The following is a 16,883-nucleotide window of genomic DNA, read 5'->3' as shown; positions in this document are numbered from 1 at the left end:
CAGAGCCTTTAAAAGGCTACTGCATAAGTAGAAATGAAGTGCCCCCAAGAACTAAAAAAACAAATCTAAGAGAGTCTTAGGTTGATGGCATTGTAGTATTGTTTCGCTTTCATCTATATTGATTTAGGAATCCCCCACAACTGAAAAAGGTGAGCTTCTACAATGCTTTGATTTTTTTCTCAATTCATGATACAATCCTCCAACTTTTCATTTTGTTATTGCACGATGTCCGCGAAAATAGAAAATTATGATGCTGATTCCATTAAGGTATTAAAAGGATTAGAGGCGGTAAAGAAACGTCCTGGAATGTATATCGGTGACACAGACGATGGCTCTGGGTTACACCATATGGTATATGAAGTTGTTGATAACGCGATAGATGAAGCATTAGCTGGGCATTGTGATAAAGTTGTGGTCACAATTAACAAAGATGGTTCTGTTACGGTTCTTGACAATGGTCGGGGCATACCAACAGATCTACATAAAGAAGAAGGTATTTCCGCTGCTGAAGTGATTATGACTCAATTGCATGCCGGTGGGAAGTTTGATGACAATTCGTACAAGATATCAGGTGGTCTCCATGGGGTTGGAGTTTCCGTTGTAAACGCATTGTCAGAATGGTTAGAACTTGTGATTTGGCGCGATGGCAAAGAATTTAACATGCGTTTTGAACATGGAGAGAAAGTAAGGGAAATTTCTTCTAAGGAAAGTTCTGAACCAACTAAAACCGGTACCCAAGTTAGATTTTTTCCTTCAGATGAAACTTTTTCTCAGATAGAATTTAACTTCACAACACTTGAACATAGGTTCAGAGAACTAGCCTTTCTAAACCCAGAAATTTCTATAGAGCTATACGATAAGCGCGGTGAAGAAGAAAAATCAGCAAACTTACACTTCGAAGGCGGTATTTTAAATTTTGTAAAGTATCTAGACAGAGCGAAACAAGCGATAAACAAAGTAATTAGGATTACTGGCGAGCAAAACGGCATATATGCCGACGTTGCATTCCAGTGGAATAATAGTTATCACGAAAACACTTTGACATTCACCAATAACATCAGACAAAGAGATGGTGGAACTCATTTGACAGGCTTTAGAGGCGCCTTAACCAGAGTGATAAATAACTACGCCGAAACCAATCAGTTGCAAAAAAAGCAGAAGATAAAACTAACTCCAGAAGATATGAGGGAAGGTTTAACATCGATTATATCTGTGCGTGTTCCGGATCCTAAATTTTCTTCTCAAACCAAAGATAAACTGATCAGCAGCGAAGTACGTGCAGTCGTGGAATCTATAGTGTCGGAAGAGCTTGCAAAATGGCTTGAGACTAACCCAAAAGAAGCCAAAGTAGTTGTCAGCAGGATGGCTGAATCTGCGATAGCACGCGAGGCTGCAAGGAAAGCTCGCGACCTTTCGCGCAAACAAACTGGCATGCAAATATCGACATTGCCAGGAAAACTTGCGAATTGCCAAGAGAAGGACCCAGCTAAATCAGAACTTTTTTTGGTTGAGGGAGATTCTGCTGGTGGTTCTGCAAAACAAGGACGTGATAGAAAGACTCAAGCCATCTTACCACTAAAAGGTAAAATATTGAACGTCGAGAGAGCAAGGTTTGACAAGATGTTGAACTCTGCTGAGATAGGCACACTGATTACCGCCCTTGGGATCAGTCTTGAAGACAAAGAATTTGATTTAACCAAGTTACGGTATCATAAAATTATCATAATGACTGATGCTGACGTGGATGGGGCACATATCAGGACTTTACTATTAACCTTTTTCTTCAGGTATATGCCAGCGCTGATAGAAAATGGTTATTTGTATATTGCTCAACCACCATTGTATAAAGTAAAAAGGGGACAGTCTGATACATATCTGAAAGATGAGTCTGAACTTTATAAATATTTGAAAGAGATTATACAGAAAAATACCATCGTGAGATTAGATAAATCAGAGGTATCAGAGATTGAAACAAAGGACGCCATTAATCAGTTGATAACCTTCTCAAACATTATTAAGGCTTACACCAAGCAGATACCTGGCTATATCCTAGAGAGTTTATTATTCACAGGTTTTTTCAAGGATACAGAACAGAAGCATGATACAGAGAGCATAATATCCTATTTAAACCGATATTTTGTTGACAGTGTCGTAGATTGGGAATCTAAAGCCATTGACGATGAATTGGAGTTGATAAAACTGGAAAAAGGTGTCAGGGAGAGCTATAAAATTTGTAAAAACTTCTTTTCTGAAAAAAACAAGGAATCGCTCAATAAATTGGCAAACAACCTAGATATGTTCGTTACGAAAGGAGAAATCTATTATAAAGAAGAAAAATTTGAATACAGCACCATATTGGAATTGATAGATAAACTATTTAATAGTGCTAAAAAAGGTCTTTATATCCAGAGATTTAAAGGGCTGGGCGAAATGAATCCAGATCAGCTATGGAGCACAACACTTGACCCTGCCAATAGGACATTGTTACAGGTTAAAGTTGACGACATCAGTGCGGCTGAAGAGGTGTTTTCAACGCTTATGGGGGACGTGGTTGAGCCTAGAAGAGAGTTTATTCAAACCAACGCTCTTAAGGTTGCTAATCTGGATTATTAGGATAGCTAGGTAACAAACTGAGGACAATTTTTGAAGTTAGCCTAGATAGTGTCGTCATGAGATTTGTGGTATAATATGAAAGAAAAGATAAATCAGGAGTAAAAATGGATTTAGGGCTACATAGGCATGATATAACAGATAATATGTGGGATTTGATAAAGGATCATTTACCAGGAAGGGAAGGTACGTGGGGAGGTTTGGCACATAATAACAGAAGATTCATTAACGCAGTATTTTGGATATTAAGAACAGGTTCTCCCGGCACCGTCAAGTTAAAAAAGTTGAGGTGCAAAAGGTATTGAGAGAAGAGGGAAAAAATAGTAAATTGGAGCAAAATAAAAAATAATAGAAAAACAATGGAAGAAAGAGCGAGCAGATACAGATATCCAATGGTGATAATAGGACATGCAGTTTGGTTGTACCACAGATTTAATTTGAGTTATAGAGACGTAGCAGAAGAGTTGTTATAAAGGGGTATAGAAGTAAGCCATGAAACGATAAGAGCATGGTGTATTAAATTTGGAAAAAGGTTTTTAGATATAATCAAGAAGAAGCAGAGGAAAGTAAAGGATAAATGGCATTTGGATGAGATGAGCATTAAAATTAACGGTAAATATTTTATTTTGTGGAGAGCTGTAGATGAAGATGGATATGAGATAGATGTCTTCCTACAGACCAGACGTAATAAAAAGTCTGCGATAAGGTTTTTATCAAGATTATTACAATCAAATCCAGTACCCAGAGTAATCGTGACAGATAAATTAAAAAGCTATACCAAACCTATAAAAGAAATGTGCCCTAAAACAGAGCATAGGCGCCATAAAGGATTAAATAATAGGGTTGAAAATGCACACCAACCAACACGCAGGAAAGAGAAATGCCTAATAAAATTCAAATCTCCTTCTGGGGTACAGCAAACTCTTTCTTTGATGGGAAAAATAAGGAACATATTTTCAGTAGATGTGGGCAGGTATATTAACAGTTCTAGCAAGCAAAAAGAAATGTTTTTCGAAGCTAAATCTATTTGGGATCACGCCGCTCAATCCATAGCTGCTGCATAATTTTCAAAAAGATGCTCTGTCACGCCCTTACCTCCATTAACTTGACGGTGCCGATGAAATTTATAGACGACAGAGAACTTGGAAAAGAGCAAAGAATACGAGTGATGAGCATGAGGAGCGTACAAAAGTACGTGACGAAATGCGAAGTCCGAAGTATTTTGACGCCAATTTTTAAAGTTATCGGAGTATATACCTAAGACGAAAAAAGCTTTATCAAAGAAAGATAAATCAATGATGAAGCGCAGGAACGCTATAGAGCTAATCATTGGTCATTTAAAGAATTTTTGCCATGGGCAGAAACTATTTGAAGGGTAAGATCGGAGATATCATCAATCCCTTTATCTCTACGATTGGGTTGAACTTACGCTGTATAGCTAATCATCTAGCAGCCACAAGCTAACCATCCGCAAGGATCGCCAGCTTTAGAAGAAATGCATGAATGCTAAACCAAGCCCTATACCAAAAATTTGCTTTACCCTTTGAAATGGATCAATTTTTTAGAAAAAGATTGATCCCTGCTTTAAAAATCAGAAAAAATTAACCTACCACCCAAAAAACTAAATCTTTCTCTTTTTAAAAATTCATTTTTTGACGGAGAGACTATATATGAGGGCGAAAACATTTTTCTCCTACTTCTTGGATTTACGAAGTTGATCTAAAGAAATTATATTATTAATAGTGTGATTTTCTTTTAAGGAAATTGACGAATCATGATCAGCATGCTCTTGTACTTCATTATCACTTGTCTCCTGATTAAATTCCAGTAAAAACATCTCAGATGGATCTGCAAAAGATATGATAGCCTTAAATGGAATGACAAGTTTTGAATACTTGCCACCAAAACTTAACTCTATCTGGAAATAATCCTCAAACACAGTTAAATTTCTAAAATCATGTTGAATAACGATTGTTATTTCTTCTGGATACAAGGTTTTTAATTTAATTGGAATTTCAACGCCTGCATAGTTTGTTTGGCAAGTGATATAAAAATGGTGATTTCCGGATAAACCATGGTTTTCCACTATTCTTAGTGCTTCCCTCACAATATAATACATCGAATCACTGATAAGTGATGAGTAATTTATTAGTGTCTTGCCTTTCATTAAGCCTCTTATTGTGTCGTTCGTTCAATTGTAGCATCAAAGCTTTATTTGATAAAACCATTTATTTTATCAAAATCATGAAAAAGGGTTTGAAACAACTTTACGTTGAGTATAGTCTGTTAAAATGGCACCGTCAAGTTAATGGAGGTAAGGGCGTGACAGAGCATCTTTTTGAAAATTATGCAGCAGCTATGGATTGAGCGGCGTGATCCCAAATAGATTTAGCTTCAAAAAACATTTCTTTTTGCTTGCTAGAACTGTTAATATACCTGCCCACATCTACTGAAAATATGTTCCTTATTTTTCCCATCAAAGAAAGAGTTTGCTGTACCCCAGAAGGAGATTTGAATTTTATTAGGCATTTCTCTTTCCTGCGTGTTGGTTGGTGTGCATTTTCAACCCTATTATTTAATCCTTTATGGCGCCTATGCTCTGTTTTAGGGCACATTTCTTTTATAGGTTTGGTATAGCTTTTTAATTTATCTGTCACGATTACTCTGGGTACTGGATTTGATTGTAATAATCTTGATAAAAACCTTATCGCAGACTTTTTATTACGTCTGGTCTGTAGGAAGACATCTATCTCATATCCATCTTCATCTACAGCTCTCCACAAAATAAAATATTTACCGTTAATTTTAATGCTCATCTCATCCAAATGCCATTTATCCTTTGCTTTCCTCTACTTCTTCTTGATTATATCTAAAAACCTTTTTCCAAATTTAATACACCATGCTCTTATCGTTTCATGGCTTACTTCTATACCCCTTTATAACAACTCTTCTGCTACGTCTCTATAACTCAAATTAAATCTGTGGTACAACCAAACTGCATGTCCTATTATCACCATTGGATATCTGTATCTGCTCGCTCTTTCTTCCATTGTTTTTCTATTATTTTTTATTTTGCTCCAATTTACTATTTTTTCCCTCTTCTCTCAATACCTTTTGCACCTCAACTTTTTTAACTTGACGGTGCCGGAGTTTTTTATCCATAAGTCGAGAACAAAAATGTTTTATAGACCTCTAATAAATTTTGCTAACGTTTAATTTATCAGAGGTCTATTCCAAAATGTGATGACGCCAATTTTAAAAGACTTTATTTATTAGATAGTGTCGTCATGAGATTTGTGGTATAATATGAAAGAAAAGATAAATCAGGAGTAAAAATGGATTTAGGGCTACATAGGCATGATATAACAGATAATATGTGGGATTTGATAAAGGATCATTTGCCAGGAAGGGAGGGTACGTGGGGAGGTTTGGCACATAATAACAGAAGATTCATTAACGCAGTATTTTGGATATTAAGAACAGGTTCTCCCTGGAGAGATTTGCCTTCAGAATATGGAGGATGGAAAAATACACATAAAAGATTTTGCAGATGGAGAGACAAAAGGATATGGGAGGCTTTATTGGAGATATTTGTGAAAGAACCTGATATGGAATGGTTAATGATAGACGCAAGTCATAGTAAAGTGCATCCACATGCTTCAGGTGCAAAAGGCGGCAATCAAGATATGAGTCGTACAAAAGGGGGCTCAATACAAAGATTCACCTTGCCGTGGATTCACATGGTATGCCACTCAAAGTTATTATCACAAAAGGCTCAGAAGCTGATTGCAAGCAGGCTGTTAATCTTATTGAAGAGATGAAAGCTGAGTACTTACTAGCCGACAGAGGGTACGATGTTAATTACATAATTGACCATGCCCAAGAATTGGGCATGAGAGTTGTTATTCCTCCTAAAAAGAACAGAATCACCCAGAGAAAATACAATAAAGATTTATATAAAATAAGGCATATTGTAGAAAACACCTTTCTTCATCTTAAAAGATGGAGGGGAATTGCAACCAGATATGCTAAAAATTCAGCTTCTTTCCTTGCCGCAATTCAGATTAGATGTTTATCTCTTTGGCTTAAAATCTCATGACGACATTATCTAGAGCATAATGTTTGCGTTGCTTTTAATGTGGTATGATATTACAAAGTTTAAGTGGATATGCTTGAAATGTTTGTTATTTTAAGGATACTTGCAGTGCTTTGACGTTCAAATTCTGTATATGTATTATACTTTCTGTAAACTTAGAAACTACGTAGTGAAGGCTGAGAAAGAGTGGTACGTGATACTTAAGTACTGACTTGATGACACAATTGAGCAAAAGACTTTGGCTTATGCAGGAAATTTATTACGTATAGGTTTTATGGCAACACAACATAACTCTAATCCAGGTGTTAACTTAACACCAATGATGCAACAATATATGAGCATTAAATCTGCTCACAGTGAGTATCTGTTGTTTTATAGACTTGGAGATTTTTATGAATTATTTTTTGAAGATGCCAAGATAGCTTCGCAAATATTGGACATAGTCCTCACAAAAAGAGGTGCACAGAATGGGGAGAACACTCCAATGTGTGGAGTGCCGCACCACAGCGCTGCACATTATATCAATAGGCTTCTCAAAAGTGGGTATAGCATTGCTATATGTGAACAATTAGAATCACCAGAGGAGGCAAAAAAAAGAGGCTATAAAGCGGTAGTTATAAGAGAAGTGGTGCAGATTATTACTCCTGGGACATTAATGGAAGATAATTTACTTGACCCAAAAAGTATGAATTATTTGATGGCGATAGCTGAACATAAGGGAACTTATGCGGTCGCTTGGATTGAATTAACAACAGGGGAATTTTTTACAAGTAACTGCGGTGAATCAAGCGTTATAAATGAGATATCAAGATTAAACCCAAAAGAAATAATAGTTTCGCAAAAGTATATGAATGCGAATAAGTTTCTGAATATTCAGGCCAATTTTACACCAAGAAGTAACAACGTATTTGATTATCAAAGTTGTTATAACAAACTTAAGGAGTATTATAAAATCAGTTCTATAGAGGGGCTTGGGGAATTCAACCAGGTGCAAACAATAGCTGCAGGCGCGCTAATAGAATATGTCATACATACTCAGAAAAACAATTTGCCAAAGGTAAAGGCCTTAAAAAATGTTGATAAAACACTTTTTATGGAAATAGATGCGGCTACAAGAAAGAATTTAGAGCTTGAAACCAGCATTGGTGAAAATAAAAAATTTACTTTGCTGAAGACCATAGACAAGACCATCACTTCGGCAGGAAGCCGGTTGCTAAAAACACGTCTCAGTTCACCACTGTGCAATGCTACAGCTATTAATAAGCGACTGGAGTGTGTTGATTTTTTTGGTTCTGTCGCATCTGTGAAAATTCAGTGCAAAAAGTGAAAAGTGAAAATTTCAAAGTGCGGAAAATCGGGAGTTAAAAATTCTTAATTTTTACTTTTTATTTCAAAAATTAACAGATGCGACAGAACCACTAAATAGCCTCTCGACTAAAAATCTGGGTCGCTATAGTGTTTGGGAGGATTTAAGTTGGCAATTCTATCTTGCAAAATATTCTGAAAGCTCGGCCTTGACTTCACCAATGAATACCACATCTTCACCTCTTTGCTTTGCTTCCAATTGAACGAATCGACATAATCTAAAATGGAAATTTGTGAAGCAAAAACAATGTCAGCTAAAGTTAGTTTGTGATCAAACAAGTAATAGTCATCTCCAAGTAAAGCTTGTAAATAGTCAATGTGTTTAACCAAATTCCTGTTAGCCTGCCTGATTTTTCCTGAATCAGGAGGGGATGAACTTCTGTCCAAAAAGTTTAATATTTTTTCTTCAAAAATTGGTTTCGTCACCTCTGTAAAAAAAACATTTTCGCACCAATCCATAGCCATTCTATAGTCTGTCTTTTCAACTACTGACTTGTTTTGCAAAGAAAACATGGGATATTCTTCCATAAGATACTCATTTATAGCATAATTGCCATAAATTACATGGTAGTTTTTATCAACAAGAATAGGTACGTTACCAGCAGGATTCAATTTTACTAACTCATCGTTAGCAACCCAAAACTTCACCTCGTGCAATGTATGCTTGGCCTTTACCTCGTTCAATATAATACGCACCTTTCTTGAAAATGGGCAAGCAGGATGGTGATATAATTTATACATCTGCATCTTTCAACAAATTTGGAATTTTAAATTTTACCGTCTCTATTATCCCATCCACATTTTTCACCTCAATTCTTCTACTCTGTGCAATTTTTTGGATCAAATTACCAACTAATATCTCAGGGGCAGAGGCCCCTGCTGTTATACCTAATCTATTTGTGTTTTTAAGTATATTATGATCCACTTCGCTTTCGTCATTAAGCAGATATGCTTGAACTCCGCAAGACTCGGCTATATCACGTAATCTATTTGAGTTTGAACTATTTTTAGCACCGATTACAAAGATAGTATCAACTATTTTGGCCAGATTCTTGACAGCTTCTTGTCTGTTTTGGGTGGCAAAGCAAATGTTATTCAGTTCGGGACCTTTAACCTTTGGATATTTGGTTTTTAACTGTTCTATTATGTTTTTGGTATCGTCAAGACTTAGGGTTGTTTGAGTAACATATGCTATGTTGTCACTACGCGAGAAGGGTATTTTCTCCACATCATCAACATCGCTAACAATGAAAACTTCTTGTTTTACTCTCCCGCTAGTTCCCTCAATTTCCGGATGCTTTGCATGTCCAATTAAAACAATTTTACTCCCCTCTCTTTCAAATTTTTGCGCTTGTAAATGCACTTTTGTTACCAATGGACAGGTTGCGTCAATTACATGTAAGTCCAAAAATTTTGCACGATCTTCAACCTTTTTGCTCACACCATGTGCTGAGAAAATTGCAACTGCACCGTTTGGTATTTCATCTACCTCTTCAACGAAAATAGCTCCTGCATCTTGAAGCTGCTCAACCACATATTTATTATGAACTATTTCGTGTCGCACGTAAATTGGTGCTCCATACTTTTTTAGTGCTAATTCCACAATTTTGACTGCTCTTTCCACTCCTGCACAAAACCCTCTTGGATTGGCTAAATATATCTCTAATACAGGAGCTATTTGATTTATTAAAGACATTCAGAATTATTGTAATAGGAGACTTATTTGTATATGATTACCGCTTGTAAAAGATTAATTCAAGTTTTTTGATGATACGCTGCACACAAATATTAAGTTTTGATTCCGCTCATAGAATTATTGGTCACAAAGGGAACTGTAAGATGTTACACGGACATAGATACACCGTTGAAGCAACATTTGAATCTGAAGAACTAGATGAATTAGGTATGGTCATAGATTTCGCTGTCATAAAAGAGCAATTCAATAGCTGGCTTAATCAAAATTGGGATCACAACGTGATTCTAAGTGTAGAAGATGAAATCTTAGGGCAAAAAATAGAAAGCATCACCGGACAAGAGATATTTTACATGGATGCAAATCCAACAGCAGAAAATATGGCGTATTATCTATTAAACCACGTCTGCCCCCTCATCTTCGCAAATAACAAAGTGAAGTGCGTAAAAATAAAACTCTACGAAACTCCAAATTGTTATGTCGTAGCCAATGCTTAATTTATCAGAGGTATGAAAGCGAAACCCCCTATTTAGGAATGCTAGTATTTATCTTGGATGAAAACAAATTTCTTGGCAACGACTGAGTTAGCAACATGCTTTTTACTGCTTAAATTTAAATAAATCCCTGCAGCAATTGAAAATGCTATCATTGATGAGCCTCCATAACTGATAAATGGAAGTGTCATCCCCTTTGTTGGGAACAAATTTAATGTTACTCCTATATTGAACAAAAATTGCATAGCAAAGTGAAGTAATATTCCAAAAGAAGCGTATATATGAAATAAATTTGTTAGTTTTGTTAATCCCCAAAACCCTCTTAAAATAAAAATGGCAAAAGTCAGCATAATTAAAAGGCAGAAAATCACACCAAATTCCTCAGCACCAACTGCAAATATAAAGTCTGTATGAGCATCAGGCAAATTATATTTTATGGTTCCCTCGCCAGGACCTTTGCCAAACAACCCACCATCTAGATAAGAAGATAAAGACTTTTGCACCTGATAATTTGATGAATCCACGGGATTTATAAATTTATTCACCCTACTTGCAACATGAGGAAAACACAGGTAAGCAACGTATACAGAGCATATAAAAAAAACAAACATCACAAGCACCCAGGAGAGTTTTATGCCAGCTATGAACAGCAAAGCGAATGTTGCCATGGTGTTTACAACGGTCATACCAAAGTCCGGCTGTAGCAATAACAAACCTGCGACTATTATATTAAAAAAGATGCATATGCTAAAAGTTTTTAGGTTAACTTTAGCATTTGCATGTGAAAGGATGATTGCTAAAAAACATGTGTAGAATGGTTTCAAAAATTCAGATGGTTGTAACGAAAATCCAAAAACGTTCAACCACCTTTTTGCTCCTTTAGTCGCGTCACCAAAAAATATCACCAATACTAGCAAAGCTGTTGTGGAAATAAAACCTAGCAACACTATTCTCCTGATAGATTTTTCGCTCAAAGATATTAGGAATAAAATTATACCCATCCCTAAAACCAAAAAGACAAGTTGTTTTTTAAAAAAGTAATAACTTGGTAACTTCAGTTTTTCTGCAACACCAGCCCCTGCCGAGGCAAGTAGTAATATTCCTAAAAGCATTATAAAAACAATATTAGCCAAAGCCACCAAATCAACTGAACCCCAAATACTGGATTTTCTTCTTGTGTTGAACTCCAACTCTACACCTCAAGAGTTAAAAAATTATCCCGTAAAAAAATGCCGCCAAAATTGATGCCATCTTTATCTATCCCATGGGCAAGGTATCTGATGCTGTGGGTTTGCGTTTGAAACCCGTGCTTTTGCAGAATTTGATCTGTCGTTTTCATGTCTTCAATAGGAATAATTGCATCTTCTTTGCCGTGGATCAACATAATTTTAGTTGATTTTGGGTTGCCCTGACATTTCCAATTATTTTGCATAGTTCTGCCGGAATACCCCAAAACAATTTTCGGCTTGATCAATCCTTCCAATACAAGGTACAATGAAAGCATAGTTCCCTGTGAAAAACCAAGAAGACATAGATTATCCTCATTTAAATCATGCTCCTTTAGTTGTTCAGAAATAAAATTTAAAATTATTTTTTCAACTGTAGCCATCTCTTTTAAAAGAGCTTCTTTAGACCTGTCGTTCAGACTAAACCATTGCCTGCAGTCTTCCCTCATATATCCCTCCATTTGAAATGGGGCACCAGGTGATATGAACAAAGCACTAGGCGCATATTCAGACAACTCTGGGGCTAAGGTGATAAGGTCGTTTTTATTAGAGCCATATCCATGGAGCATGACAACTAGCTGCTTGGGCGGTTCTTTACTGTTTCTGATGTATTTAGTATATTCAAGCATCTCAGCACTGGACAAAAACAAAAATATAGCATTGCAAAAGAGCGAAGGTTCACGTACTTTCAAGTTTTTAGAATATAGAAGAAAGTAATGGACTTGACTCGGTCTTTATCAGAACATTTTTCACTCAAGAAATCAAGATTAAATACACTAACAGGAATAATGGTTCTGTCGCATCTGTGAAAATTCAGTGCAAAAAGTGAAAAGTGAAAATTTCAAAGTGCGGAAAATCGGGAGTTAAAAATTCTTAATTTTTACTTTTTATTTCAAAAATTAACAGATGCGACAGAACCCATTTTTCTCTTCTTTATTCTGTAATCCACTCCACTATACCTTTCTTTATTCCATCTTGCAACACTCCCAGTATTGAATATGTTAGAACTATGTTATATGATACGGGACAAGAGTTAGAGAGCTATGTATTTTAAGAGCTGGTCTTCTTTGACATCTCGATAAAGTAAACGAGGTATAAGAGTGGTTTCGTGCGCTGGTTACGACAATTAAAAAATAGGTGAAAATGAATAATAAGAAAGAAATTTCCTTCTTAAAGGAAGAGTATGAAGAGGTATTTTCTATGCTGGCTGAAAAGTATCCAAAGCTGTTTAAAAAAAACAGCCCTTTGTTGTTGAAAGTGGGAGTGTCACAAGATATTTTGGCAGATATGGGAGACAAGATAGATAAAAAGAGGTTACGGAAATTTTTTCAATCTTATTGTACGGAAAAACGATATGTTGATCTTCATATTGCTGGTACTCCAAGGTATGATTTAAACGGAGAGGAGTGCGGTATAGTATCTGAAGAGCACGTAGTATTGCGTGAGCAAGCAAAAACAAATGCCGAGCTAAGAACCCAAAGAAGGGAGGAAGAGTTGGTAAGAGCTGCTCAAGCGAAGAGCAGTAAAATAGAGAAAGCACAACACAATCAGGCTCCTAAACGTAAAACGGGAAGTAAAAATAATAGAGGACCAATCAAAAAAAGAAGGGCGGATGAAGGAAACTCAAAATCTAATATATCCAACTCAGTTAACGCCCAGAAATTAAAACTCGGTCTAAGAATAAGGTAGTTACCGAGTTAGCTCTTGATTTGCAATTTTATAGGGCCAGAAAAGCTTATAATCCTCTTCTCATTGGTGTTAAAACTTTGAGCTGTGAGGTCGATGTTTTTGTATACTATTTTGATTTTTGTATTGGATGAGATATTATGCTGTCCATAATTTATTAGCAAATCGGTCGCATAGAGCTCTCCTACATCATTAGTTTTTAGACTGATGCTACCATTCAGAGCAACCTGTTTAGTTGCTATGTTAATTGTGCCATATTGGGCAAGGTAATCTAACCTCATTCCATTCAACACCTCTATGCTGCCAGATACTCTCTCTAGATCAACTAATTCACGTTTTTTATGAGCGGAGTCTGCTCGTATGAAGAATCTTTGTTTTTTTGCATTGTAATTATAATATTGCGGCGTCACTATTGAGTTATCATAACTGAGCTTTAAATTATCTGGTTCACTCTTTATGTTTTGGACCAAATTCTCTTTTTCCAAGGAGTTTATATAATAATTTGTCACTAACGCGATAACCATGATGAATAGTACGGAAATAAACCCAAGATGAAGTATTTTTACTTTGATTTTTCTCATGTTATGCAATACCAGCTCTAACTAAATCATGCATATGTACGATGCCAACAACCTCATCTTCTTCCATTACGAAAATTTGAGTTATTTTATTTGCATTCATGATATACATAACTTCCGATGCAAAAGCACTTTTTTTAACCGTTATTGGCCTTTTGTTCATCATCTCACTTGCAGCTACTTTTTTGAAATCCATGTCCATATGCCTTCTGAGGTCACCATCTGTAATTATCCCAACCAACTTGTTCTCTCTATCCAGAACAGCGGTGCATCCAAAACCTTTTTGGGTCATTTCTAGTACCACTTCCGCTCCCTTTGCATCGATGTAAACAATTGGTAAGAACTCTTTTTTATGCATTATCTTCGAAACCTTAAGTAACTTAGCTCCTATCTTCCCACCAGGATGCAAAATCTTGAATTCTTCTTGAGAGAATTTGCTCAGTTTCTGCAGAGCTATAGTAACTGCGTCCCAAAAAGCAATCATCACTATGACTGAAGTTGATGGCATGCCTATGTCTGAAGCTTCTTTGCTATTCGGCAAAACAATAGGTAAGTCTGATATTTTACTTAACATAGAATCTTTTTTTCTTGTGACTCCGATAATAAAAATATTAAATCTTTTGCAATAGTCTATAATTGTGTTTAATTCAAAAGTGTCTCCCGAATTGGACATCAGAACCACCACATCATCTTTTGCGATCATACCCAAATCTCCATGTCCAGCCTCAGCCGGATGGATAAAAAATGATGCCACCCCAATAGACGAAAGTGTTGCGGAGATTTTACGTGCAACATAACCACTTTTCCCCATGCCGCTGAACACCAACCTACCAGTGCTGTCCATAATCTTCTGTACGATTTTTTGAAAGTCTTCGTCAATAAAATTATATAAATCATTAAGGCCTGCGATTTCATCTTTGATCACCTGTTTGGCAATCTGTACTACACTTAAACTTTCCATTTTTAACAAAACACAATTTTATTGTGCATTTAGACAATTATTAGCTTTATAATACTTTTAGCATAAGTTATAAGTGTTGTAACTAACAGTATTGCATAGGTCATGATTTCAAAGAAAATTTTCATTTTATCCTCGTTGTTTTTGTTTGGACTTTGCTTAACGTTACATGCGTCTTCAACCAAACAATCGTCTAGCATTGCAGACATAGAAATTTACTTAAACAGTTTTCAAACCGTAACTGCAAAATTTAAACAGGTGACTTCCGATGGTGATGATGTTAAAACCGGAACATTATATGTATCTAAACCTGGTAAATTACGTTTCGATTACCTAAAACCAAAAGAAGTGACAATTGTTTTGAACAAAGACATTGTAATGCACTACGAGCATGAATTAGAAGAAGCATCATATACGAAAGAAGATAATTATTTCTTCAAACTACTCTCGAGTAAAAATATCAGCTTGGCAAGTGATGTGAAGAAAATAACCCTTGATAAGGGCATAATCCATATGCACCTTTTCAAGCATCACAATAACATTGATACTGATATAGAGGTGATTTTTGATGCAAACCCGTTGACGCTCAAAGAAGTAATATTTAAAAATCAGTCACAAGAGTCTTACCACTTATCATTCTACGAGATGAAATATGATACACAGATAGATAGCAAACTGTTTTCTGTGCAAGATCCTAAATTTTATTCAACACCTTACTAAAGTCATGAGCATTAAAGTGAGATTTGCACCAAGCCCAACAGGGCTAATTCATATAGGAACAGCTAGGACTGCTATATTCAATTGGTTGTTTGCCAAAAAAAATAAAGGACAATTTTATTTGAGAATAGAAGATACAGATAAAGAAAGGTCGAAAGTAGAATATTTTGAATCAATTAAATGGGGGTTGAGATGGTTGGGGTTAGACTGGGACGGTGATATTTTTTTTCAATCAAAACATATTAAACGACACAAAGAAGTAGCGGAGATTTTGCTCCGAAAAGGAAAAGCCTACTATTGTTATGAATCGTTAGAAGAAATACAAGCCTTTAAAGCCAGTAATCAGGGCAAGAAGTTCATAAGCAAATGGAGGAGTGGGGATAGGCCCCCTGGGATAGGTTTGCCAGTTGTTAGGCTTAAAATTAACAACGAGGCTACAACTAAGATTAATGACATTATCTTAGGAGAAATAGAGGTGAAAAATTCGGAGTTAGATGATATGGTGTTGCTAAGGTCTGATGGCACACCTACATATTTACTTTCTTGTGTTGTGGATGATTATGATATGCAAATTAGCCATGTTATAAGAGGTAATGACCACCTTACCAATACCTTCAGGCAGTTGCAAATTTTAAAGGCCCTTAATTGGCAAGAGCCAAATTATGCTCATATCCCATTAATTCACGGAGCTGATGGGAGCAAAATGTCCAAAAGAGACGGTGCGTTGGGTTTGGAAGAGTATCAAAAAAATGGTTATTTGCCAGAAGCGTTGTTTAATTATCTGCTTCGTTTAGGTTGGGGGCATGGAGATTATGAGATAGTCAGCATTTATGATGCAATTAAGATTTTTGATCTAAAAGACATAAGCAAATCTCCTGCTAGGTTTGATACAGCCAAGCTAAATCATCTAAACCAGCATTATATTCAGTCACAAGCAGACGATGTGATTTTTAAGTTAGTGATTGAGAAGTTGGGAAATAAACTACCAAACGCCAAATGCGAAGCAAGAATAAAAAACGCAATCCAATTGATTAAAACCAGAGGGGAAACAATCAATGAAATCGCTGAACTTGCACTGGTTTTTATTTCAGTTGTTGAGCCAGCAGATGAAAAAGCTAAAGAGATTTTGGCAGAGAGCAGCAGTATAGTTCTTTTAAAAGACCTGTATGCTATGCTGCAAGAATGTGAGGAATGGAGAGCAGAAAGCTTAAAGAGAATGTGCAACGATTTTGCGGCTGAGCGAGGTCTTAAACCAGTAGTGATTATGAAGGTATTAAGATCTACAGTTCTGGGCACTTTTAATTCCCCACCTATATATGAAACTATGGAGATTATACAGAAAGAAGAAGTGTTGGCCAGGGTTCTAAGAGTTTTGAGCAAATTTCCGGCTCTGTCGCATCTGTAATATGATGCAAAAACTTTCAAATTATTTGTATATTTGGTTCTGTCGCATCTGTTAA

16 protein-coding genes and 2 pseudogenes are annotated in these 16,883 nt (G+C 36.1%); 9 read left to right on the top strand and 9 right to left on the bottom strand.

The features are described 5' to 3' along the window. Positions 1-225 precede the first annotated feature (225 nt). From gyrB to Bandiella_RS05945, 3 genes and pseudogenes are all read left to right on the top strand, one after another. The gene (gene gyrB / locus Bandiella_RS05955; protein WP_323732780.1) at positions 226-2,613 is read left to right on the top strand and encodes a DNA topoisomerase (ATP-hydrolyzing) subunit B; all 2,388 of its coding nucleotides are present in this window, start codon (positions 226-228) and stop codon (positions 2,611-2,613) included. Between the two features lie 104 nt (positions 2,614-2,717). Then, a pseudogene (locus tag Bandiella_RS05950) lies at positions 2,718-2,873 on the top strand (transposase); the annotation flags it as partial. Between the two features lie 216 nt (positions 2,874-3,089). Continuing rightward, the gene (locus tag Bandiella_RS05945) at positions 3,090-3,674 is read left to right on the top strand and encodes an IS6 family transposase (RefSeq protein WP_323733405.1); all 585 of its coding nucleotides are present in this window, start codon (positions 3,090-3,092) and stop codon (positions 3,672-3,674) included. A gap of 629 nt (positions 3,675-4,303) precedes the next feature. Here the strand turns inward: Bandiella_RS05945 and Bandiella_RS05940 are convergent. Both Bandiella_RS05940 and Bandiella_RS05935 read right to left on the bottom strand, forming a co-directional pair. Further along, positions 4,304-4,729 (bottom strand): ClpXP protease specificity-enhancing factor SspB, encoded by a 426-nt coding sequence (locus Bandiella_RS05940; protein WP_323733415.1) that lies wholly within the window; start codon positions 4,727-4,729, stop codon positions 4,304-4,306. 226 nt (positions 4,730-4,955) lie between these two features. Beyond that, positions 4,956-5,441, bottom strand: a pseudogene (locus Bandiella_RS05935) (IS6 family transposase); the annotation flags it as partial. Positions 5,442-5,945: 504 nt separating this feature from the next. Between Bandiella_RS05935 and Bandiella_RS05930 the strand changes: the two are divergent. Both Bandiella_RS05930 and Bandiella_RS05925 read left to right on the top strand, forming a co-directional pair. Then, positions 5,946-6,709 (top strand): IS5 family transposase gene (locus tag Bandiella_RS05930; RefSeq protein WP_323732779.1). Its coding sequence is split into 2 segments (ribosomal slippage): positions 5,946-6,318 and positions 6,318-6,709, totalling 765 coding nucleotides; the frame shifts between segments, so codons are not numbered across the junction. A 271-nt stretch (positions 6,710-6,980) separates the two neighbouring features. Then, complete coding sequence (locus Bandiella_RS05925; RefSeq protein ID WP_323732778.1) at positions 6,981-8,033, top strand: MutS N-terminal domain-containing protein; 1,053 nt, start codon at positions 6,981-6,983, stop codon at positions 8,031-8,033. A 107-nt stretch (positions 8,034-8,140) separates the two neighbouring features. Here the strand turns inward: Bandiella_RS05925 and Bandiella_RS05920 are convergent, their stop codons facing one another. Then, on the bottom strand, positions 8,141-8,812 hold the full coding sequence (locus tag Bandiella_RS05920; RefSeq protein ID WP_323732777.1) for a glutathione S-transferase family protein: 672 nt from the start codon (positions 8,810-8,812) through the stop codon (positions 8,141-8,143). After that, positions 8,805-9,767 carry a 4-hydroxy-3-methylbut-2-enyl diphosphate reductase gene (gene ispH / locus Bandiella_RS05915; protein ID WP_323732776.1) on the bottom strand — a complete coding sequence of 321 codons (963 nt, stop codon included), beginning with the start codon at positions 9,765-9,767 and terminating at the stop codon, positions 8,805-8,807. The genes Bandiella_RS05920 and ispH overlap by 8 nt, the downstream gene beginning before the upstream one ends. A 71-nt stretch (positions 9,768-9,838) precedes the next feature. Between ispH and Bandiella_RS05910 the strand changes: the two genes are divergently transcribed. After that, the gene (locus Bandiella_RS05910) at positions 9,839-10,261 is read left to right on the top strand and encodes a 6-pyruvoyl trahydropterin synthase family protein (RefSeq protein WP_323733414.1); all 423 of its coding nucleotides are present in this window, start codon (positions 9,839-9,841) and stop codon (positions 10,259-10,261) included. Between the two features lie 41 nt (positions 10,262-10,302). Here Bandiella_RS05910 and Bandiella_RS05905 read toward each other — a convergent pair whose 3' ends face one another. Together Bandiella_RS05905 and Bandiella_RS05900 are read right to left on the bottom strand one after the other, a co-directional pair. After that, positions 10,303-11,391 carry an FtsW/RodA/SpoVE family cell cycle protein gene (locus Bandiella_RS05905; protein WP_323732775.1) on the bottom strand — a complete coding sequence of 363 codons (1,089 nt, stop codon included), beginning with the start codon at positions 11,389-11,391 and terminating at the stop codon, positions 10,303-10,305. 59 nt (positions 11,392-11,450) lie between these two features. Beyond that, positions 11,451-12,176 (bottom strand): alpha/beta hydrolase, encoded by a 726-nt coding sequence (locus Bandiella_RS05900; protein ID WP_323732774.1) that lies wholly within the window; start codon positions 12,174-12,176, stop codon positions 11,451-11,453. Between the two features lie 451 nt (positions 12,177-12,627). Here Bandiella_RS05900 and Bandiella_RS05895 point away from each other — a divergent pair, with 451 nt between their 5' ends. After that, positions 12,628-13,173 carry a ProQ/FinO family protein gene (locus tag Bandiella_RS05895; RefSeq protein ID WP_323732773.1) on the top strand — a complete coding sequence of 182 codons (546 nt, stop codon included), beginning with the start codon at positions 12,628-12,630 and terminating at the stop codon, positions 13,171-13,173. 8 nt (positions 13,174-13,181) lie between these two features. Here the strand turns inward: Bandiella_RS05895 and Bandiella_RS05890 are convergent, their stop codons facing one another. From Bandiella_RS05890 to Bandiella_RS05880, 3 genes are all read right to left on the bottom strand, one after another. Beyond that, positions 13,182-13,751 (bottom strand): hypothetical protein, encoded by a 570-nt coding sequence (locus Bandiella_RS05890; RefSeq protein WP_323732772.1) that lies wholly within the window; start codon positions 13,749-13,751, stop codon positions 13,182-13,184. 1 nt (position 13,752) lies between these two features. Beyond that, positions 13,753-14,673, bottom strand: coding sequence for a KpsF/GutQ family sugar-phosphate isomerase (locus Bandiella_RS05885; RefSeq protein ID WP_323732771.1), 921 nt, complete (start codon positions 14,671-14,673; stop codon positions 13,753-13,755). A 65-nt stretch (positions 14,674-14,738) separates the two neighbouring features. Further along, positions 14,739-14,915 carry a hypothetical protein gene (locus Bandiella_RS05880; RefSeq protein ID WP_323733427.1) on the bottom strand — a complete coding sequence of 59 codons (177 nt, stop codon included), beginning with the start codon at positions 14,913-14,915 and terminating at the stop codon, positions 14,739-14,741. On the opposite strand from Bandiella_RS05880, the gene Bandiella_RS05875 reads away from it, so the two are divergent. Together Bandiella_RS05875 and gltX are read left to right on the top strand one after the other, a co-directional pair. Then, a complete protein-coding gene (locus tag Bandiella_RS05875; RefSeq protein WP_323733413.1) occupies positions 14,845-15,426 on the top strand; it encodes a LolA family protein in 582 nt (193 codons plus the stop codon). The two genes, Bandiella_RS05880 and Bandiella_RS05875, sit on opposite strands and share 71 nt — an antisense overlap. Positions 15,427-15,430: 4 nt before the next feature. Then, positions 15,431-16,828: a glutamate--tRNA ligase gene (gltX, locus tag Bandiella_RS05870; RefSeq protein ID WP_323732770.1), complete on the top strand. Its 1,398-nt coding sequence runs from the start codon at positions 15,431-15,433 to the stop codon at positions 16,826-16,828. Positions 16,829-16,883: the final 55 nt, after the last annotated feature.

Source organism: Candidatus Bandiella woodruffii, from assembly GCF_034359465.1.
Lineage (GTDB): Bacteria > Pseudomonadota > Alphaproteobacteria > Rickettsiales > Midichloriaceae > NDG2.
This window is presented reverse-complemented; position numbering and strand designations above follow the sequence as displayed.